This is a genomic window from Streptomyces uncialis (assembly GCF_001905345.1).
Taxonomy (GTDB): Bacteria; Actinomycetota; Actinomycetes; order Streptomycetales; family Streptomycetaceae; genus Streptomyces; species Streptomyces uncialis.
In genome coordinates, this window is the sequence record NZ_LFBV01000002.1 from 1,100,410 (window position 1) to 1,120,855 (window position 20,446).

At 69.5% G+C, this 20,446-nt stretch carries 19 protein-coding genes; 9 read left to right on the forward strand and 10 right to left on the reverse strand.

Annotation, left to right across the window (positions count from 1 at the left end):
- Positions 1 to 325: 325 nt before the first annotated feature.
- From AB852_RS12980 to dnaA, 5 genes are all read right to left on the reverse strand, one after another.
- Positions 326 to 847 (reverse strand): DciA family protein, encoded by a 522-nt coding sequence (locus AB852_RS12980; RefSeq protein ID WP_073787198.1) that lies wholly within the window; start codon positions 845 to 847, stop codon positions 326 to 328.
- Positions 848 to 1,068: 221 nt separating this feature from the next.
- Positions 1,069 to 2,190, reverse strand: a complete 1,122-nt coding sequence (recF, locus tag AB852_RS12985; protein WP_073787200.1) for a DNA replication/repair protein RecF — start codon at positions 2,188 to 2,190, stop codon at positions 1,069 to 1,071.
- Between the two features lie 303 nt (positions 2,191 to 2,493).
- Entirely contained in the window at positions 2,494 to 3,369 is an 876-nt protein-coding gene (gene gnd, locus AB852_RS12990) for a phosphogluconate dehydrogenase (NAD(+)-dependent, decarboxylating) (protein ID WP_073787203.1), read from the reverse strand.
- A 177-nt stretch (positions 3,370 to 3,546) separates the two neighbouring features.
- Positions 3,547 to 4,677, reverse strand: coding sequence for a DNA polymerase III subunit beta (gene dnaN, locus AB852_RS12995; protein ID WP_073787205.1), 1,131 nt, complete (start codon positions 4,675 to 4,677; stop codon positions 3,547 to 3,549).
- Positions 4,678 to 5,888: 1,211 nt separating this feature from the next.
- Entirely contained in the window at positions 5,889 to 7,934 is a 2,046-nt protein-coding gene (gene dnaA / locus AB852_RS13005) for a chromosomal replication initiator protein DnaA (protein ID WP_073787209.1), read from the reverse strand.
- Positions 7,935 to 8,378: 444 nt separating this feature from the next.
- Between dnaA and rpmH the strand changes: the two genes are divergently transcribed.
- From rpmH to AB852_RS13050, 9 genes are all read left to right on the forward strand, one after another.
- Entirely contained in the window at positions 8,379 to 8,516 is a 138-nt protein-coding gene (gene rpmH, locus AB852_RS13010) for a 50S ribosomal protein L34 (RefSeq protein WP_073787211.1), read from the forward strand.
- 18 nt (positions 8,517 to 8,534) lie between these two features.
- On the forward strand, positions 8,535 to 8,906 hold the full coding sequence (gene rnpA / locus AB852_RS13015) for a ribonuclease P protein component (RefSeq protein ID WP_073787213.1): 372 nt from the start codon (positions 8,535 to 8,537) through the stop codon (positions 8,904 to 8,906).
- Positions 8,903 to 9,259 carry a membrane protein insertion efficiency factor YidD gene (gene yidD / locus AB852_RS13020; protein ID WP_073787215.1) on the forward strand — a complete coding sequence of 119 codons (357 nt, stop codon included), beginning with the start codon at positions 8,903 to 8,905 and terminating at the stop codon, positions 9,257 to 9,259. The genes rnpA and yidD overlap by 4 nt, the downstream gene beginning before the upstream one ends.
- A 3-nt stretch (positions 9,260 to 9,262) precedes the next feature.
- The gene (yidC, locus tag AB852_RS13025) at positions 9,263 to 10,546 is read left to right on the forward strand and encodes a membrane protein insertase YidC (RefSeq protein WP_245876738.1); all 1,284 of its coding nucleotides are present in this window, start codon (positions 9,263 to 9,265) and stop codon (positions 10,544 to 10,546) included.
- Positions 10,547 to 10,561: 15 nt separating this feature from the next.
- Positions 10,562 to 11,074 carry a Jag family protein gene (locus AB852_RS13030; protein ID WP_073787217.1) on the forward strand — a complete coding sequence of 171 codons (513 nt, stop codon included), beginning with the start codon at positions 10,562 to 10,564 and terminating at the stop codon, positions 11,072 to 11,074.
- Positions 11,075 to 11,180: 106 nt separating this feature from the next.
- Positions 11,181 to 11,897 (forward strand): 16S rRNA (guanine(527)-N(7))-methyltransferase RsmG, encoded by a 717-nt coding sequence (rsmG, locus tag AB852_RS13035; protein WP_073787219.1) that lies wholly within the window; start codon positions 11,181 to 11,183, stop codon positions 11,895 to 11,897.
- Positions 11,898 to 12,283: 386 nt separating this feature from the next.
- On the forward strand, positions 12,284 to 13,360 hold the full coding sequence (locus AB852_RS13040; protein ID WP_073787834.1) for a ParA family protein: 1,077 nt from the start codon (positions 12,284 to 12,286) through the stop codon (positions 13,358 to 13,360).
- On the forward strand, positions 13,357 to 14,430 hold the full coding sequence (locus AB852_RS13045) for a ParB/RepB/Spo0J family partition protein (protein ID WP_073787221.1): 1,074 nt from the start codon (positions 13,357 to 13,359) through the stop codon (positions 14,428 to 14,430). Before AB852_RS13040 ends, AB852_RS13045 begins: the two co-directional genes overlap by 4 nt.
- Positions 14,431 to 14,600: 170 nt before the next feature.
- Positions 14,601 to 15,218 carry a GNAT family N-acetyltransferase gene (locus tag AB852_RS13050; protein ID WP_073787223.1) on the forward strand — a complete coding sequence of 206 codons (618 nt, stop codon included), beginning with the start codon at positions 14,601 to 14,603 and terminating at the stop codon, positions 15,216 to 15,218.
- A 29-nt stretch (positions 15,219 to 15,247) separates the two neighbouring features.
- Here the strand turns inward: AB852_RS13050 and trxA are convergent, their stop codons facing one another.
- The 5 genes from trxA to AB852_RS13075 all read right to left on the reverse strand — a co-directional run bounded on the left by trxA (position 15,248) and on the right by AB852_RS13075 (position 20,382).
- Entirely contained in the window at positions 15,248 to 15,580 is a 333-nt protein-coding gene (gene trxA, locus AB852_RS13055) for a thioredoxin (protein WP_073787225.1), read from the reverse strand.
- 47 nt (positions 15,581 to 15,627) lie between these two features.
- Positions 15,628 to 16,590, reverse strand: coding sequence for a thioredoxin-disulfide reductase (gene trxB, locus AB852_RS13060; RefSeq protein ID WP_073787227.1), 963 nt, complete (start codon positions 16,588 to 16,590; stop codon positions 15,628 to 15,630).
- A gap of 222 nt (positions 16,591 to 16,812) precedes the next feature.
- Positions 16,813 to 17,916 carry an anti-sigma factor gene (locus AB852_RS13065; protein ID WP_073787229.1) on the reverse strand — a complete coding sequence of 368 codons (1,104 nt, stop codon included), beginning with the start codon at positions 17,914 to 17,916 and terminating at the stop codon, positions 16,813 to 16,815.
- Positions 17,913 to 18,623, reverse strand: coding sequence for an RNA polymerase sigma factor SigM (gene sigM, locus AB852_RS13070; protein WP_073787231.1), 711 nt, complete (start codon positions 18,621 to 18,623; stop codon positions 17,913 to 17,915). The genes AB852_RS13065 and sigM overlap by 4 nt, the downstream gene beginning before the upstream one ends.
- A 34-nt stretch (positions 18,624 to 18,657) precedes the next feature.
- Entirely contained in the window at positions 18,658 to 20,382 is a 1,725-nt protein-coding gene (locus AB852_RS13075; RefSeq protein ID WP_073787233.1) for a protein kinase family protein, read from the reverse strand.
- Positions 20,383 to 20,446 lie beyond the last annotated feature (64 nt).

Below are 20,446 nucleotides of genomic sequence, written 5' to 3' on the forward strand. Positions count from 1 at the left end.
ACCGGTAGCGCCGACAGCGATGGGGGTTTGCCGGTACCTGAGTCCGCATGTGCCGCCCTGAACCGGTCTCTCCCGACTCCCCATATGCGCCCCAGGGGGCGAAGTGGCTCACAGCGGCACTCAGCGCTTCGGGGCGTCAACCCCGAGCGACCACGCCCGAGTGACGCAGAACACATGATTCCGGGCGGGCGGGAAGACGCCGCGAGCCAACCGGTCGACAGCGGGTCAGGAGTCGACCGACAAGGCTGTGACCAGCGCAGACATCACCAGGGACAGGGGGTGGGGGACCGGGCGCCCGGCGCACGGGCGGCGCGGGCCGGCGGGCTCAGCCGTAGGTGTCGCCGGGTCCGGTGCTGCCGGGGGCACGCAAGGGGCCGAAGCGACGGGCGGGACCTGTGGGGCCGTGCACCTTGATCAGCTTCACGGTGCCATGGCCCAGGTCCTCGTTCAGCCGGGCCACCAGCTGCGGGGCGAGCAGCCTCAGCTGGGTCGCCCACGCCGTCGAGTCGCACTGCACGCTCAGGACGCGCTCGTCCTCGTCGTAACGCTGGGGCACACAATGATTGGCCAGATCGTCACCGACGATCTGCGGCCAGCGGCCCATGACCCCGCCGACCGCCGCCGGGGTCTCCCAGCCGCGCTCGGTGATCAGCCGGTTGATGGCGGCGCCGAGCGCCATCGGGTCGCGCCCGTCCGCGCGGGCACCGGAGCGCAGCCCGCCGCGGCGCGCCTGCTTCTTCTGGGCCGCCGCGTCTCCACGCGCGCGTGCCTGCTCCTTCGCCGCCCGCAGCGCGACCCGCGCGAGATCGACACCGCTCGGGGCGGCCGTCCCACCGGCCGGGTCCACCGCGCCGGAGCCGGGGCCGACCGCGCCGGAGCCGGGGCCAGGGCCGACAGGGCGGGAGCCGACGGGCCCGGGGGCCTGTCGAGGGCCGGAGCCGACGGGACCGCCGGGGAAGGCGCTCCCGGGGCCCGGGAAGGCACCTGGACGGCCCGTGGCCGCGCCCCCGCGTGCACCGGGTCCCTCGGGGCCGCCCACGCCCCTGCCGCCCGTCGCGCCCATACCGCTCACCGTCGCTCCACCACACCTTCGGACACCGCGTACCGCGCACCGGCCAGCACGTCGGGCACATCGTCGTCCACGGCCGCCGTCACCAGGACCTGCTCACCCGCCGCCACCAGCTCCGCCAGCCGCTCCCGGCGGCGGGTGTCCAGCTCCGCGAAGACGTCGTCGAGCACGAGCACCGGCTCATTGCCCTCGGCCCGCAGCAGATCGTACGAGGCGAGCCGCAGCGCCAGCGCGTACGACCACGACTCGCCGTGGCTCGCGTAGCCCTTGGCGGGCAGCCGGCCGAGCCTCAGCACCAGATCGTCGCGGTGCGGTCCCGCGAGGGTGACGCCGCGTTCGATCTCCTGCTTGCGGATCCCGGTCAGCGCGGTCATCAGCTGCTCGTACATCTCCTCGCGCGTGTGGCCGCCGCCGGGCGCGGACGGCTTGTACTCCAGGGCGAGCGGGCCGCCGCCGGGCGCGAGCTGTTCGTACGCCTTGTCGGCGAGCGGCTGGAGCGCGGCGATCAGATCCAGCCGCTGGGCGAGGAGTTCGGCACCGACCCGGGCGAGGTGCTGGTCCCAGACGTCGAGGGTCGACAGGTCCAGGGTCCGGCCGCCGTGGCGGCGGGCGAGCGCCGCGGACTTCAGCAGGGTGTTGCGCTGCTTGAGGACCCGGTCGTAGTCGGAGCGGACCCCGGCCATCCGGGGGGAGCGCGCGGTGATCAGTTCGTCCAGGAAGCGGCGGCGCTCCCCGGGGTCGCCCTTCACCAGGGCCAGATCCTCGGGGGCGAACAGGACGGTACGCACTATCCCGAGCACATCACGCGGTCTGACCTGCGACGACCGGTTGATCCTGGCGCGGTTGGCCCGGCCCGGGTTGATCTCCAGCTCGACGAGCTGCTGCCGCTCGCCCTGGCGGACGTTGGCCCGCACGATCGCCCGCTCGGCGCCCATCCTGACCAGCGGAGCGTCCGAGGAGACGCGGTGGCTGCCGAGGGTGGCGAGATAGCCGACGGCCTCGACCAGATTCGTCTTGCCCTGTCCGTTGGGTCCCACGAAGGCGGTGACACCGGGGTCCAGCGGGACCTCGACCCCGGTGTACGAGCGGAAGTCGGCCAGCGACAGATGCGTGACGTGCATGGTCGGGGGCCGACCTCCCCTGTGTGGGCGGGCCCCGCCGGTCGGCGGAGCGGTCCGGGACCTGTGGGGCCCGGGTGCGGACGGTGGTCAGGTGCCCGGACCGGTGGGTCCGGGACGGGCGGCCGGGCCGCTGCCGCCACGGCAGTCACCCGCGGCGGGCGGAATCCGGCGCCGCCGTCGCGGGCCGATGCCCCTGGGGGCCGGTTCCGTGACGGTCCGGCCGCCCTGCGGCAGCCGGGCCGTGGCGTCCGGCCGGGCCCTGCGAGCGCCGGGCACAGGCCGACGTCCGCCGGAACCGCCGGATCAGGCCTTCTCGACGGCGTGGCCGCCGAACTGGTTGCGCAGTGCCGCGATCATCTTCATCTGCGGGGAATCCTCCTGCCGGGAGGCGAAGCGGGCGAACAGCGACGCCGTGATGGCGGGCAGCGGGACCGAGTTGTCGATGGCGGCCTCGACCGTCCACCGGCCCTCGCCGGAGTCCTGCGCGTAGCCCCTGAGCTGCTCCAGGTGCTCGTCCTCGTCCAGCGCGTTGACCGCGAGGTCGAGCAGCCAGGAGCGGATGACGGTGCCTTCCTGCCAGGAGCGGAAGACCTCGCGCACATCGGTGACCGACTGCACGGACTCCAGCAGCTCCCAGCCCTCGGCGTACGCCTGCATCATGGCGTACTCGATGCCGTTGTGGACCATCTTCGCGAAGTGACCGGCGCCGACCTTGCCCGCGTGGACCGAGCCGAACTCGCCCGGCGGCTTCAGCGCGTCGAAGACGGGCTGCACCTTGGCGACGTTTTCCGGGTCGCCGCCGTACATCAGCGCGTAGCCGTTCTCCAGGCCCCAGACACCGCCGGAGACACCGCAGTCCACGAAGCCGATGCCCTTGAGGCCCAGCTCCACGGCGTGCCGCTCGTCGTCGGTCCAGCGGGAGTTGCCGCCGTCGACGACGACGTCGCCCGGCTCCAGGAGCGCGGCCAGCTCATCGATCGTGGCCTGGGTGGCGGCACCCGCCGGGACCATCACCCACACCACGCGGGGGCCCTTGAGCTTGCCCACAAGCTCCTCAAGGCTGTGGACATCCGCGAGGTCCGGGTTGCGGTCGTATCCGATCACGGTGTGGCCTGCGCGGCGGATGCGCTCGCGCATGTTGCCGCCCATCTTGCCGAGGCCGACGAGACCGAGCTCCATCAGTGGTTCCTTAAAGTCGCGATGTGGCGTACGGGCACGTCCGTACCCGCGTCCGAGCCTACGCCCGCGCACCGGCGCACAGCTGTGGGCTCGGCCGCTCATACGTACTCCGACCTGCGGGTCTCCTCCGGGTGCCGGCCCGTGGGGACAGGGCCACCCGGAGGAACGCCGACCGGGTCAGCCCGACAGGCGCACCGGCATGATCAGGTACTTGTACGCGTCGTCGGCCTCCGCGTCGACCGCGGGACGGCCGCTGAGGAGCGCGGGCTTGGTGGACGTCGTGAACGACAGCTGGGCGACCGGGGAGTCGATCGCGCTGAGCCCGTCCAGCAGGAACGTCGGGTTGAACGCGATGGAGATGTCGTCGCCCTCCAGGACGGCGTCGACCCTTTCCACAGCCTGTGCGTCGTCGCTGGAACCGGCCTCCAGGATCAGCACGCCCTGCTCGAAGCTGAGCCGCACCGGGGTGTTCCGCTCGGCGACGAGGGCCACCCGCTTGACGGCCTCCACGAAGGGGGCGGTCTCGATCACGGCGACGGAGTTGAACTCGGTCGGGAACAGCGTGCGGTACTTCGGCAGGTCGCCTTCGAGCAGCCGGGTGGTGGTGCGGCGGCCCGCGCCCTCGAAGCCGATCAGGCCCTCGCCCGAGCCGGACCCGGACAGGGCGATGGTGACGCTGTCGCCGCTCGTGAGGGCCTTGGCGGTGTCCAGCAGCGTCTTGGCGGGCACCAGGGCCACCGCGGACGAGTCCGGGACCTCCGGCTTCCACAGGAACTCGCGGACCGCGAAGCGGTAGCGGTCGGTGGACGCCAGCGTCACCGTGTCGCCCTCGATCTCGATCCGCACACCGGTGAGCACCGGGAGGGTGTCGTCCCGGCCCGCGGCGATGGCGACCTGCGCGGCGGCCGAGGCGAAGACCTCTCCGGGGACGGTGCCGGTGGCGGAGGGCATCTGCGGCAGCGCCGGGTACTCCTCCACCGGGAGGGTGTGGAGCGTGAAGCGGGAGGAGCCGCAGAGCACCGTGGCCCGCACACCGTCGGTGGAGATCTCCACCGGGCGGTTGGGCAGGGCGCGGCAGATGTCGGCGAGCAGCCGACCGGACACCAGGACGGTGCCGTCCTCCTCGATCTCGGCGTCGACGGAGACCCGCGCGGAGACCTCGTAGTCGAAGCTGGACAGGCTCAGCGAGCCGTCCTCGGCCTTCAGGAGAAGGCCCGCGAGGACAGGCGCCGGCGGACGGGCCGGAAGGCTGCGCGCCGCCCAGGCCACTGCCTCCGCGAGTACGTCGCGTTCCACCCGGATCTTCACGTAAGCCCGCCTCCTGCTGTTGCTGGCCGCTCTCGCCCCGTCAGGGGTCGTCCTGCTGTCGGTCCGGCGACGGGTTCGTCAGCCGTGGTTTCGGTGTCGTCGGGTCCCGGCAAGGGGAGAACACCGGGGACCAGTCTGACGCACCCCAATGACAGTAGGTGCCGGTCGTGGTCAAGTCGCGCCCGACGGCTCCGGAGCCGTCCGAGCCGAGTTGTGCACAGGACCCACTTCGAAGCGGATTTCCCGGTAACTCTAGTCGGGAGTAGTAGTAGGGGCTGTGGATACAGTGGATAACCCCGTTTTCGCAGCTCAGAGGCTGTTTTTTGTCCACCGACCCTGTGGGCGGAGACGGTGGATAACCCCGGCTCTCTGTGGACAGGCGAAAGTTGTGCACACCTGATGCACAGGTGGGGGGTAGTTCTCCCCAGCACTGTCCCCAGCTTTACCCCGGTTCCCCACAGCCCAATCCGGCACCTCGGTGTGACGCCTTTCACTCGACCCGGTGAGAGAGCGCGTCGTGTTGCCGAACAGTGGACAGGGATGTGGAGAAGCGCCGTCACGCTGGGGAAAACCGCCCTCGACCTGTGGGTGGCCGGTGGACAACCGCGGAGGCGCCCTGTGGACGAAATAGTTGTCCACACCCTGTGGACAACAGTTGTCCACGAATCCACAGCCCTTTGAACTGGGATGACGATCATCGTCGGGCACAGCCTGTGGATACAGTCTGGACAACTTCGCGATCCCCAGGGTGTGGATGCAAGAAAGTCGCCGAATCTGTGGAGAACACCCGTAACCCGGCGGTAAATCGAACACCCACGGGCCCAGCTCCGGCGCCGACCGATCGCGCGCAGCTCCCGACGGACCCTTCACACCCCCTCCGGGCGGGTCCGCACCCGGTCCGCACCCGGTGCGAGGAGCCGCCGGAGCCAGCCGCACGAGCCCGCTGAGGCCATACGGCAGCCCCACGGCAGCGCTACGGCAGCTCACGGCAGCTCACAGCAGCCCGACGGCAGCGCTACGGAGGCCCCACGCAGCCGTACGGAGGCCATCGGGACGACACGGCGGGCCGGACCGGACACCCACCGCCGTACGGGACGTCGGCGGCGAGGACGGGCCCCACCGCCCCGGCGGCGTACAACGAGAAGCGCCGTACGGCGGACCGCCGTACGACGCGGGGCTTGAGGAGCCGGGGACGGGGCCCGGCAGCGGGCTCAGCCGTTCTTGATGCGGTTGGTCAGCTCGGTGACCTGGTTGTAGATGGACCGCCGTTCGGCCATCAGCGCGCGGATCTTCCGGTCCGCGTGCATCACGGTCGTATGGTCCCGGCCCCCGAACTGCGCCCCGATCTTCGGCAGCGACAGATCCGTGAGCTCCCGGCACAGATACATGGCGATCTGCCGCGCGGTCACCAGCACCCGGCTGCGGGACGACCCGCACAGATCGTCCACGGTCAGCCCGAAGTAGTCCGCGGTGGCCGCCATGATCGCCGGGGCGGTGATCTCGGGCGCGGAGTCCTCCCCGCCCGGGATCAGGTCCTTCAGCACGATCTCCGTCAGCCCCAGATCCACCGGCTGGCGGTTCAGCGAGGCGAACGCCGTCACCCGGATCAGCGCGCCCTCCAGCTCCCGGATGTTGCGCGAGATGCGTGACGCGATGAACTCCAGGACCTCCGGCGGTGCGTTGAGCTGCTCCTGGACCGCCTTCTTGCGGAGAATCGCGATACGCGTCTCCAGTTCGGGCGGCTGCACATCCGTGATCAGCCCCCACTCGAACCGGTTGCGCAGCCGGTCCTCCAGGGTCACCAGCTGCTTGGGCGGCCGGTCGGAGGACAGGACGATCTGCTTGTTCGCGTTGTGGAGCGTGTTGAACGTGTGGAAGAACTCCTCCTGTGTCGACTCCTTGTCCGCGAGGAACTGGATGTCGTCGACGAGCAGGATGTCCATCTCCCGGTAGCGCTTGCGGAAACTGTCGCCCTTGCCGTCCCGGATGGAGTTGATGAACTCGTTGGTGAACTCCTCGGAACTGACGTACCGCACCCGGGTGCCCGGGTACAGGCTGCGCGCGTAGTGCCCGATCGCGTGCAGCAGATGCGTCTTCCCGAGCCCCGACTCCCCGTAGATGAAGAGCGGGTTGTACGCCTTCGCCGGGGCCTCGGCGACCGCGACCGCGGCGGCGTGCGCGAAGCGGTTCGACGCGCCGATGACGAAGGTGTCGAACAGGTACTTGGGGTTCAGCCGCGCGGTGGGCTCACCGGGGCCGGACGCCGGCGCGGGACGCGCGGCGAGCGGACCGGGAGCACCGCTCGCGGAGGGCATCGCGCGCACCCCGTGCGGACCCCGTGGGCCGGGCTCGCCATGGCCGCCCGGTCCCGCCGGGCCGGGCCCCCGGGACGCGCCGCCATGGGGACCGCGCGCGCCCTGCGCGGGGTCCGGGCGCTCACCCCGGTCGGCACGGTCGGAGCGGCCGTCCTGGCCGTCGTACGCCACGCGCCGCTGCTCGTACGGCGAGCGCTCCCCGTCGTAGGACGGGCGCTCGGTGTCGTACTGGGAGCGTTCCGTGTCGTAGCCGGGACGCTCCGTGTCGTAAGGGGAGCGGTCCGGGTCGTAACCCGTCCGCTCCGGCGGCTGGCCCCGGTAGTCGTGCCGCGGCTGCTGACCCGTGCTCGCGTACGGGTCCCGCTCGGGAAAGCCGAGGCGCTGCTGCTGCCAGCCGTAATCGTCCTGCTGCGGGCGGGGCCAGGCGCCCGGCTCGGGGCGCTGGTAGTCCGGGTAGGCGGGACGCGCGGTCGGCAGCTGATCGCCGCGACCGCCCGCAAGCTGCTCCCCGTGGGCCCCGGGGCCCTGGTCGGGGCGTGCGCCCGAGTGGTCGTCGGAGGGGCGGCGGCCGTAGCCGTCGTAGGAGTCCCTGGGCTGGCCCGCGGACTGCGTGAGATCCGGCTCCTCGTAGCGCTGCGGCGGCACGGACGCGCCCGGCTCGGCACCCGCGGTCTCGTCGACGGTGATCGCGATCCGGATCGGCCGGCGGCACTCGCGGCTCAGCGTCTCGCTGACGATCGGCGCGAGTCTGCCTTCCAGGACGCCCTTGGCGAACTCGTTCGGGACGGCCAGCAGGGCCGTGTCCGCGACGAGTGCCAGCGGCTGGCAGCGCTTGATCCAGTGCTCGTCCTTCGCCTCGACCCCCTGGCCGCGGCCCTCCCCGAGAAGCTGCTCCAGTACGCGTGGCCACACTGCGGCAAGATCGGCAGGTACATCAGCCACAGGGCACGCTTTCTCGCAGGTCCCACGAAGGTGTGGTTCTTGGGACGGGGTGGGAAGCAGATCGGACGATCTGGTGGGGCGCCCGGCGGCGCCGGGTCGGACGGGGCCGGCTCGCGCGCGGGACGAGGGAAGAAACGAAACGGAGTTCAGCCACGGTAGTCAGGGCGACCGCTGCGGTTCAAGTTGTTGTCCACAGGCTGTGCATAGTGTCTCGCAGTCTCCGCCGGGCTCCGGCCGAGGATCGCTGGTTTGACCTGACGGCGCGGCCCCGCGTACCGTAACCAGGTCGAGTTGTCGATGGCTGCTGCCGCCTGCCTCCGAAGGGCATGGGTCACCTCAAGTGATCGTTAGAGCGGTGCACTCGGGCGTGATACGAGCTACTCGTGGGCGCACGGTGACAGCCAGCACGGCAACAGCCACCGAATTCATTTCTGGAGCCCCCGAGTGAGCAAGCGCACTTTCCAGCCGAACAACCGTCGTCGCGCCAAGACCCACGGCTTCCGGCTGCGGATGCGCACCCGTGCCGGCCGCGCGATTCTCGCGTCCCGCCGTGACAAGGGTCGCGCCCGCCTGTCCGCCTGATCTACAGGTCATGACGTCGTGCTGCCTTCCGAGCATCGGCTGAGGCGGCGCGAGGACTTCGCGACCGCGGTACGCCGAGGACGCCGGGCCGGACGCCCGCTCCTCGTCGTCCATCTACGCAGCGGTGCCACCGACCCGCACGCGCCTGGGGAGAGCGTTCCCTTGTCGCGTGCGGGTTTCGTCGTGAGCAAAGCCGTGGGGAACGCGGTCGTACGCAACACCGTGAAACGCCGACTCCGCCACCTGATGCGCGAACGGATCGACCTGCTGCCCCCCGGTAGCCTGGTAGTGGTACGCGCGTTGCCCGGGGCGGGCGACGCCGATCACCCCCATCTGGCCCGAGACCTGGACGCCGCCCTTCAGCGGCTCCTGGGAGGGGGCACGCGATGAAATATCCGCTGCTGGCTCTCATCAAGCTGTACCAGTGGACCATCAGCCCGCTGCTGGGGCCGGTCTGCAAGTACTACCCGTCGTGTTCCCACTACGGCTACCAGGCCATCGACAGGCACGGAGCGATCAAGGGCACGGCGCTGACCGCCTGGCGCATTCTGCGGTGCAATCCGTGGTCACTCGGTGGAGTCGACCATGTTCCGCCGCGCAAGCGTCCGCGGTGGCACGAAATGCTGCGCGACGCCTGGCGCGGTCGCAAGGGCGGGAACCCCGCCCTCGGCGCGCCCTCCGGGGAAGGTCCTCGACCCCCGAGCCCGGCCGCCGAGACCCCGTCCCATGCTCAAGGAGCTTGATTAGTGGATGACATCGTAAGTTCGATCGCCAGTCTGTTCACCTTCATCACCACGCCTGTCTCCTGGGTGATCGTCCAGTTCCACAAGCTGTTCGGTGCCGTCTTCGGCCCCGACACGGGCTGGGCCTGGGGTCTGTCGATCATGTTCCTGGTGATCCTGATCCGGATCTGTCTGATCCCGCTCTTCGTGAAGCAGATCAAGGCCACTCGGGCCATGCAGACGCTCCAGCCCGAGATGAAGAAGATCCAGGAGCGCTACAAGAACGACAAGCAGCGTCAGTCCGAAGAGATGATGAAGCTGTACAAGGAGACGGGCACCAACCCGCTCTCCTCGTGCCTTCCCATCCTGGCGCAGTCCCCGTTCTTCTTCGCCCTGTACCACGTGCTGAGCAGCATCGCCTCGGGCAAGACGGTCGGCGTGATCGACCAGCCGCTGCTGGAGAGCGCGCAGAAGGCCCATATCTTCGGCGCCCCCCTCGCGGCGAAGTTCATGGACAGCGCCGAGAAGGTCGAGGCGCTCGGTTCCACGCTGGCGGACGTCCGGGTCGTCACCGCGATCATGATCGTGCTGATGTCGCTGTCGCAGTTCTACACACAGCGCCAGCTGATGACGAAGAACGTCGACACCACGGTGAAGACGCCGTTCATGCAGCAGCAGAAGATGCTGATGTACGTCTTCCCCGTCATCTTCGCCGTATTCGGCATCAACTTCCCCGTCGGTGTCCTCGTCTACTGGCTGACCACCAACGTGTGGACCATGGGCCAGCAGATGTACGTCATCCGCCAGAACCCCACCCCCGGCAGCAAGGCCCAGGGCGCGTATCTGGAGCGGCTCCTCAAGCAGGCCACGAACAGCAAGAAGATCCGCAGCCGTCGTGACCGTGCCGCGGTCAAGCTCATCGTCGCCAAGGGCCGCGACCGCAACGAGCAGGAGCGGCGCTTCGTCAACGGACTCGGCAAGGCGGGCCTGGCGGCCCAGCCCGATGGCGCCGTGGCGGTCAGCGACGTGATCCCGACCGACTCCGAGGACGGCACGCCCACCGGTGGTGCCGCCGCCCGCCGGCAGCAGCCCAAGCGCCAGTCGAAGTCCCAGCGCCAGTCCGCCGTGCCCCACAAGTCCGACCCGGACGCGCCCAAGACCTCGCTGACGAAGTCCGAGAACGAACCGCAGGACACCAGGCGTCAGCCCAAGCCCGCGGGTGGACAGCCAGGAGCCGGTGGCCGCAGCAAGGCCAAGTCCGGACAGCGCAAGGGCCCGCAGCGGCCCACCCACCCGTCCAAGAAGTAAGAAGGAGTCCATCCCGTGACGGAAGGCACCATCTCCGCCCCTGCCGAGGGCGGCGACACCCTGACCCGCCTTGAGCAGGAGGGCGAGATCGCGGCGGACTACCTTGAGGGTCTGCTGGACATCGCCGACCTCGACGGTGACATCGACATGGACGTCGAGGCCGACCGCGCCGCCGTGTCGATCATCAGCGACTCAAGCGGCCGTGACCTCCAGAAGCTCGTCGGCCGTGACGGTGAGGTCCTGGAAGCCCTCCAGGAGCTCACCCGGCTGGCGGTGCACCGGGAGACCGGTGACCGCAGCCGTCTGATGCTCGACATCGCCGGTTACCGCGCGAAGAAGCGCGAGGAGCTGTCGGAGCTGGGCGCCAAGGCCGCCACCGACGTCAAGAACAGCGGTGAGGCCGTCAAGCTCGACCCGATGACGCCCTTCGAGCGCAAGGTCGTCCACGACGCGGTGAAGGCCGCCGGGCTGCGGAGCGAGTCCGAGGGCGAGGAGCCCCAGCGGTTCGTCGTCGTGCTCCCCGCCTGATCGGTCCAGTGATGTCCCGGCCCCGTCTGTTCGCAGACGGGGCCGGACTTTGTCAGCCTGATACTCAAGCCCCAGTGGGGTTACGCGGTACGGAAGGACGGTCCCCGTGACGGAGGAAGCGGAACTCCCCCCGGCGCCGGAGCAGGCCCGGGCGGTCTTCGGCGATCACTACGACGACGCCGTCCGGTATGCCGAGCTGCTGGCCGAGGCGGGTGTACGGCGCGGGCTGATCGGCCCGCGCGAGGTGCCCCGCCTGTGGGAGCGCCACATGTTGAACTGCGCGGTCCTCTCCGAGGTCGTGCCCCAGGGCGTCACCGTCTGCGATGTGGGGTCCGGCGCGGGACTGCCCGGAATCCCGCTCGCCCTGGTCCGCCCCGACCTCAAGATCACTCTGCTGGAGCCGCTCCTGCGGCGCACCAATTTCCTGAACGAGGTCGTGGAGCTGCTCGGCCTCGACCATGTCACCGTGGTGCGCGGCCGTGCCGAGGAGGTGCTCGGCAAGCTCACCCCGGTCCATGTGGTGACCGCCCGTGCCGTGGCCCCGCTGGACCGGCTCGCCGCCTGGGGCGTGCCACTGCTCCGCCCGTACGGGGAGATGCTGCTGCTCAAGGGCGACACCGCCGAGGAAGAGGTCAAGAACGCGGGCGCCGCTCTCAGCAAGCTCGGCGCGGTGGACACCTCCGTCCTCCATGTCGGTGAGGGCATCGTCGAGCCCCTGGCGACCGTGGTCCGGGTCGAGGTGGGCGAGAGCCCCGGTGGTGTGCGTTTCGCCGCCAAGCGCGCCAAGGCCGCCCGCACCGGAAGGGTGCGTCGGCGCCGCTGATCACCGGGCTCCGGCTGTGTGCTTCGTCACCGGCCGGAGCCTTCGCGGTCGCGCCCGGACGCGTGGCGCGGCGATCGGTGATCGTGTGGGCGGGGCCGAATGGCCGTGTGGGACGGTTCCGGGGTGTGGCGGTACTCCACACCAGCTGCCGAAGCCCCTCTGGTCGGAGTGTCGCGCCTGATCGGCGGTGTCGGCTCGGCATCGTGTTTCACGTGAAACGTCGCTCACTGCTGCACGGCATCATCAGCCGCGGTCGGGCTGCGGCCGAACCTCGTGACCGCAGACCCCTTGGCTCCCTGAAGTCACCCGCCCGAGCCAAGGAGATTTCCACAGAGGTGGATTTCTCCACAGAAGACCAAGCCTCGCTGGTTCACCACCCCGCAGACATGGGAGGCTCTGTTCATTGCGAGCCTGAAGTCGAGGAGAGTGAATCCTTGCGGTCCGACGCCAACATCGCGGGACCGATGACCGATCCGGTCCCCGGTCCCCGTACCGAGACAGCGGGGGAGGATGTTTCACGTGAAACACCGCCCCCGATGGACGACACCCCCATCGGTCGTGCTGCCCAACAGGCGATGGAAGCACTGGGGCGAGCAGGAGAAGGTCTGCCCCGGCCGGAACAGACCCGGATCATGGTGGTCGCCAACCAGAAGGGCGGGGTAGGCAAGACCACCACGACGGTGAACCTCGCCGCCTCCCTCGCGTTGCACGGCAACCGGGTCCTGGTGATCGACCTCGACCCTCAGGGCAATGCCTCGACCGCCCTGGGTATAGACCACCACGCCGAAGTGCCCTCCATCTATGACGTGTTGGTGGAGAGCAAGCCGCTCTCCGATGTGGTGCAGCCCGTCCCGGATGTCGAAGGTCTCTTCTGTGCGCCGGCCACCATCGACCTCGCGGGCGCGGAGATCGAGCTGGTGTCGCTCGTGGCTCGGGAGAGCCGCTTGCAGCGCGCCATCCAGGCCTATGATCAGCCGCTCGACTATGTGCTGATCGACTGCCCGCCGTCCCTGGGGCTGCTCACGGTCAACGCCATGGTCGCGGGCGCGGAAGTGCTGATCCCGATCCAGTGCGAGTACTACGCGCTGGAGGGGCTGGGCCAGCTGCTGCGGAACGTCGACCTGGTTCGGGGGCACCTCAACCCGAACCTGCATGTCTCGACGATTCTGCTCACCATGTACGACGGCCGTACCCGGCTCGCCTCACAGGTCGCCGAGGAGGTCCGCACCCACTTCGGCAAAGAGGTACTGCGGACGAGCATTCCCCGCTCGGTGCGGATCTCCGAGGCGCCGAGCTACGGACAGACGGTCCTGACCTATGACCCTGGGTCGAGCGGCGCCCTCTCCTATCTGGAGGCCGCGCGGGAGATCGCGCTGCGTGGGGCCGAGATCGTCTACGACGGGCAGTACGCCCACTCGGGTCACCAGAACAAACAGCAGAGCATGGCGGAGGGGATTCAGTGAGTGAACGACGTAGGGGTCTGGGCCGCGGACTTGGTGCCCTGATCCCAGCTGCCCCGACGCCCGAGAAGAGGGCGGCACAGGGAGGTCCGGTGTCCCCGTCCGCGCCGCTCCTCACGGCGGAGCGCGGAGTGGCCGCGGCGAAGGTGACCTCGCTCCCGCAGAGCACCGTGTCCCCGGAAGCCTCCGTGGCCGTGGTCCCGGAATCGACGACAGGCGCGCACTTCGCGGAACTGCCGCTCGACTCCATCACCCCCAACCCCCGCCAGCCGCGTGAGGTCTTCGACGAGGACGCTCTGGCGGAGCTGGTCACCTCCATCAAAGAGGTCGGCCTTCTCCAGCCCGTGGTCGTACGGCAGGTGGGGCCGGGGCGCTACGAGCTCATCATGGGCGAGCGCCGGTGGCGGGCCTGCCGCGAGGCCGGACTGGACCTCATCCCGTCGATCGTGCGCGCCACGGAGGACGACAAGCTCCTTCTGGACGCCCTGCTGGAGAACCTGCACCGGGCCCAGCTCAACCCGCTGGAGGAAGCAGCCGCGTACGACCAGCTGCTCAAGGACTTCAACTGCACCCATGACCAGCTGGCGGACCGGATCGGCAGGTCCCGGCCGCAGGTCTCCAACACCCTGCGGCTGCTGAAGCTGTCCCCCGGGGTCCAGCGCAGGGTCGCCGCCGGAGTGCTGTCGGCCGGCCATGCGCGCGCCCTGCTGTCCGTGGACGACTCGGAGGAGCAGGACCGCCTGGCCCACCGGATCGTCGCGGAGGGTCTCTCGGTCCGTGCGGTCGAGGAGATCGTCACGCTGATGGGCTCGGGCCCGCAGCCCGCCGCGAGGTCCAAGGGACCGCGTGCCGGTGGTCGGGTCTCGCCCGCGCTGACCGACCTCGCGACCCGTCTCTCGGACCGCTTCGAGACCCGGGTGAAGGTCGACCTGGGTCAGAAGAAGGGCAAGATCGTCGTCGAGTTCGCCTCGATGGAGGATCTTGAGCGCATCCTTGGCTCACTGGCTCCGGGCGAGGGCCAGGTCCTTCAGAAGGGCCTGACCGCCCACGCTCCCGAGGACGAGCAGGACTGAGTTGGCTGTGCGCTCCTGTGGTGTGGGAGGAGCAAGCGGGAGCGGGTCGCGTCCGGTGCGCCGGAGGGCGGCCCGCTTCTTTCTTCCGTCGCGGCTCGACCTGCTCAGCAACCGAGCGTTCTGACAGCCGCCCGTTCTGACACGGGCGAGAAGAGTGAGGACCTGCCTTCATGGGGCGTCGGCTCGTACCGCTCACGCTGGACAACCTCAAGGATCTTCCCCAGCGTTGCCGGTCGTGTGTCTACTGGGAGCTGGACCCGGTCAGCGGGCAGGCGGCGGTACGGGCTGGGCGGCCCGGCCTGGAGAAGGAAGCCTGGATCTCCGCCGTCCTGTTGGAATGGGGCTCCTGCGGACGGGTCGTGTATGTGGACGACCTGCCGGTGGGCTTTGTGCTCTACGCCCCGCCCGCCTATGTGCCACGTTCCACCGCGTTCCCCACCAGCCCTGTCTCCGCTGACGCCGTGCAGCTCATGACAGCGTGGATCGAACCGGGATTCCAGGGCCAGGGACTCGGCCGGGTGATGGTCCAGACGGTCGCCAAGGATTTGATCCGGCGCAATGTCCGGGCCATCGAGGCATTCGGGCATACGCGGTGGAAGGGTCCGGCGTGTGTGCTTCCGGCGGACCATCTGCTGGCGGTGGGCTTCAAGACGGTCCGGCCTCATCCCACTTACCCACGTCTCCGGCTTGAGCTGCGGACCACGCTCTCATGGAAGGAAGATGTCGAGATGGCACTCGACCGCCTTCTGGGAGCTGTACAGAAGGAGCCGGTCCTGCGGCCCCTCTGACGATGTTTCACGTGAAACATCGCGGGTTGTCAGTCGGCGATGAAGTCTTCCAGGTCGCGCACGATCGCGGCCTTCGGCTTGGCGCCGACGATCGTCTTCGCGATCTCGCCGCCCTGATAGACATTGAGGGTCGGGATCGACATCACGCCGTACTTGGCGGCAGTGGCCGGGTTCTCGTCGATGTTCAGCTTGACGACCTCGATCTTGTCGCCGTACTCGGAGGCGATCGCTTCGAGCGACGGCGCGATCTGCCGGCACGGACCGCACCAGGCCGCCCAGAAGTCCACCAGGACGGGCTTGTCGTTCTTGAGGACGTCCTCGTCGAAGGAATCGTCGGTCACGTTCTTGAGGCTGCCAGCCACGGCGAGCTCCTTAACTCGATGATGCGATGAGGCAGTGCAGGGGAGGATCAGACAGCCGCGACAACGGCTGCCTCTTCGTCGGCCAGGGCCGCGAGGTAACGCTCGGCGTCCAGAGCGGAGGAGCACCCCGTCCCGGCGGCGGTGATCGCCTGGCGGTAGGTGTGGTCGACGACATCGCCGGCGCCGAAGACACCCGTCTGGTTGGTCTTGGTGGAGGGAGCTTCCACCTTGAGGTAGCCCTCGTCGTCGAGGTCCAGCTGGCCCTTGAACAGCTCGGTACGGGGGTCATGGCCGATGGCGATGAACAGCCCGGTGACCGGCAGCTCGGAGGTTTCACCCGTCTTGAGGTTGCGCAGCGTCACCCCGGAGAGCTTCGGGTCGCCATGGATCGCGGCGACCTCGTTGTCCCAGATAAACTTGATCTTGGGGTCCGCGAACGCGCGGTCCTGCATCGCCTTCGATGCACGGAGGCTGTCCCGGCGGTGCACGATGGTCACCGACTTGGCGAAGCGGGAGAGGAAGGTCGCCTCCTCCATCGCTGTGTCGCCGCCACCGATGACGGCGATGTCCTGGTCCTTGAAGAAGAACCCGTCACAGGTCGCGCACCAGGAGACGCCACGACCGGAGAGCGCGTCCTCGTTCGGGAGGCCGAGCTTGCGGTGCTGCGAACCGGTGGTGATGATCACGGCCTTGGCCCGGTGCACGGTACCGGCGGTGTCCGTGACGGTCTTGATCTCGCCCGTGAGATCGACGGCCACCACATCGTCCGGTACCAGCTCCGCGCCGAAGCGCTCGGCCTGGCCGCGCATGTTGTCCATGAGGGCCGGGCCCATGATGCCGTCCTGGAAGCCAGGAAAGTTCTCCACCTCGGTGGTGTTCATCAGCGCGCCACCCGCGGTGACAGCGCCCTCGAAGACCAGAGGCTTCAGCGACGCGCGTGCGGTGTAGAGCGCGGCCGTGTATCCGGCGGGCCCTGAGCCGATGATGATCACGTTACGGACGTCGCTCACGGCTTCATTCCTCGTCTCTGGAGACTGCTGCTTACTGCCAGGGTGGGAAGTCGACTGGTAGAGCTCCCACACCACCCAACGGATACTACGGGGCGTGCATTCCCCTACGGTGCCGGGCACACTGACGGCCCGGTGCGGACGCCCGCCCGATCTTGTGGCCACCTCATGCCGACGCCCTCGACCGTGCGGGCCAAGGGCGTCCCGGACAGTGGCGCGGGGGTATCAGTCGCGGGCGTACGAGTGACTGAAGAGCACCTCGCCCGAGGCATCCGCCGAGCGCTGAGCGACACAGGCGGTGTCGACCAGATAGGCCGAGACCTGCCCGCTGTCGGAGGGATGGGGCAGCACGACCAGGAGGGCATTCCGGCCCTTGAAGGTTCCCTGCTCGGCGGCCAGGGGAGCGTCACTGCGGCCGATGCCCTGCTGCACACACGCGGGTACCTGCACGGCCGCCGCTGTCGTTGTGTCCTCACCGCGCAGCGGAGTGTTGGGGCGGCTCGGATCCGAACTGGAATGGGCTCCGAAAGAAGAGGACCCGGTCGACTCCGCGGCAGACGGCTTCTCCGCCAACAGCTTCGAGACCCGCTTCTCCAGCTCATCGGTGGAGAAGCCACTGGTGCCGCTGGTCCCTCGGATGGGCCGGTGGGTCGAGGTGTCCCGGGATGAGGAGTCGTTGTCGAGCGACTGCACCAGGAAGGTGCCCAAGCCGATCGCGGCCACGGTGAAGACAGCGCCGATGGAGACGGTCCGGCGGCGGCCGGTCCGCTGACGGCCACCCCGACCGGGCCCGGTGGAAGTACGAGCGTGCCCTGCGGGACGGTCGGTGGTGGATACCAGGGGCGATGTTCCACGTGAAACATGCGCGGTTCCACGTGAAACATTCTCGGTCCCCGTACGCGCGCGCCCCGACCCGGTCGTCTCCTGGGCCTCGACGACATCCTTCTCGACGGTGTTCCGGCCCCCGGGGACGGCCGCTGCTTCCGGGGCCGACCGGGGGGCCGGCGGCGCGGTCGCGGAACCGGACGCGGTGAGCGGGCGGGATGCCTGCGCCGGGCCGATCGTGGATGACTGCGCCCCGTGCATGGCCTCTGCCGCGAGTGCGAGGTCGATCCTGGTGATCACATCGTCCGGCATGGGCCCGGTGTCCGGGACGTCGCCCAGCAGATCACGGATCTCTTCGAGCGAGGCGTACAGATCGGCGCAGTCGCCGCACCCGCCGAGATGCAGACGCAGATCCGTGGCACGGCCGAGGGACAGCAGGCCCTCCGTGAGGTCCGACAGCTCCTCGACGCCCGGATGCCCGGTCGTATCGGTGCTCGAAGTCACGCTCGCCCACCTCCGCCCTTCACAGCAGTGGAATCGGTCGCCCCGGAATCGGGTGCTTCCCCTGCGGGTGGGACGGATGTCCCCGAAGACTGGTTCCTCTTTCGGCCGTGCTTCTTGCCCTCCGTGTCCTCCGTCCGCGTCCGGAGGTGGGAGAGCAGCGGCAGCAGTCTCGCGCGACCCCGGGCACAACGGCTCTTCACCGTGCCCGGCGGTACGTCGAGAACCTGTGAGGCTTCGGCGACGGAGTAGCCCTGCATGTCCACCAGGACCAGGGCGGCCCGCTGGTCGGGAGGCAGTGTGGCCAGCGCGTCGATCAGCTGCCGGTGGAGATCGTTGCGCTCGGCCGGGGCATAGGCCGACTCATGGGGCTCCAGCAACTGCTCCAGCCGCTCGGTGTCGTCCACCGGCGCCGTCTTGCGTGACGCGGCCTTCCGGACCCGGTCCAGACAGGCGTTCACAGTGATGCGGTGCAGCCAGGTGGTGACGGCGGACTGGCCGCGGAAGGTGTGTGCGGCCCGGTACGCGGAGACCAAGGCGTCCTGGACGGCGTCGGCCGCCTCCTCCCGGTCCCCCAGGGTCCGCAGGGCCACGGCCCACAGCCGGTCGCGGTGGCGCCGGACCAGCTCGCCGAAGGCGTCCGCGTCCCCGTCGACGTGGCGTGCAAGAAGGTCGTGGTCGCCCACCCCGTCGTACGCGGCGTCGGACACGGTCGAACCACCCTCCCCGGACGTCTGCGTGCGGTCAGCCGGTGAACTTCACATCGGTGATGCCCTGCTTGTACCCGGCACCACTGAACTGATCGCCGGAAGCGTAGGGCAAGTCGGTGAGCCACACCACGACGTACCGGGTCTTGACCGGTTTGTCGACGTCGATCTTCAGCTCCTGGCCCTGGGTGGTGGCCGTGGCGAGCTTCTTCATGAACGTGAGCGGCGTCGAGGAGGACACCGAGTCCGCCGCGTACAGGGACCCCGTGGTGCGGTCCCCGGCGTAGCTGAGCCCTATCGACGCGGACGCGACGGCCTTCTCGGAACCGAGGTCGTAGACCAGTCCCACGCCCTGCTTGAAGGGAGCCAGCGTGGGCCCTCCCCGGAAGGAGTAGCTGCGCCAGTAGGTGGAGCTGTCGCCGTCGTAGGTCAGTCCGGCGTCGGCCGCGTGCTGCGGCTTGCCGTCCGGGTAGTACTCCTGCGCGGTCTGGATCTTCAGCGGCGCGAGAGGCTTCTTCTCGGCGTTCTTCTTGCTGGTGTCCCTGGTCTGGGACTCGCTGGGCTCGTTCGGGTTGTCCTGGTCCATCAGCGCGTCCGCGAGCTGCCAGCTCCCGAGGCCCAGGGCGGCGATCAGCAGCGCGGAGACGGCCCACTTGAGGGCCTTCCCGGTGCGGCTGTGGAGCGGCGGCGGAGGAAGCGGGATATGGGCCGTGGAACGGGCAGGGGCACCGGCGGGCCGGCCGTACGAGCCCTGCTGGTAGGTGGTCCGCTGGTATTCCGGCGGATTGGTGAACGTGGGCTCCGGCGGACGGATACGCGGCATCTCACCGACGGCCCGCGCCAGATCCTCCGGTGTGGTGCACGGCGGCTCCTGCCGGGAAGCGGTGGCTCCCTCGTTGACAAGGGCACGCATGGCGAGCTCGGCGAGACCGCGGTGCACACCGGCGCGCACCTGATCGGGGGAGATCAGCCCGACGCCCTTGGGCAGCCCGCGCAGACCATGCGCGTCGTTCTCGTAGGGCCAGCGCTGGGTGAGGGAGGCGTACAGGAGTGCGCCGATCGCCTCGGTGTCGGTGCGCTGAGGGGTCTGTGAGGTGATGCCCCGCAGCGCCGCGTTGACCGCCAGGCCCCGGATGCGCCACTGGCCGGACGCGGTCCGCAGCACCGCGCTCGGGGTGAGCCTCAGATGGGCCAGCCCCTCACGGTGTGCGGCGGCCATCGCCTGGGCCACCTGGTCGACCATCTCGTAGGCGTGGTGGACCTCCAGCGGGCCCGCGGCGAGCAGGGCCGTCAGCTCGGTCGCGTCGGGCAGCCATTCATGGACCACATAGACGAGGTCGTTCTCCTCGACCGCGTCCAGGACATGGACGAAGCGAGGGTCGCCCAGCAGCGCCGACGAGCGGGACGCGGCCAGCACGGACCGCGCTCGGGGATGGTCCGCGGGCAGGATGTGGACACCGGTCGCCCGGCGGAGCTTCTCGTCCACCGCGCGCCAGCTGCTGAATCCGTCCAGACGGGTGACGCACTCCTCAAGGCGGTAGCGTCTGGCGAGTTTGTGCCCGCTGTGCAACTCCGGCGGTGCGGTCTTCTCGGATCCGCCCGCCGTGCCGGTGTTCTCCGCGTCCGTGTCCGTGGTGTTCTGCTCCCCGGTCTCGCCGGTCCTGGCCACCCCGTCGGCCGTGGACTGCCCCGCCTTGGCGGTCAGCGGTTCGTCACCGCTGTTGTCTGCCACGTCGACGGCAGCCGTGCTCCGTTCCGCCACCGTCGTTCCTGCCTCCCCATCCGTTGCGCTCTGTCGACGCCAAAGCCAATTGTGCCCACAGTCC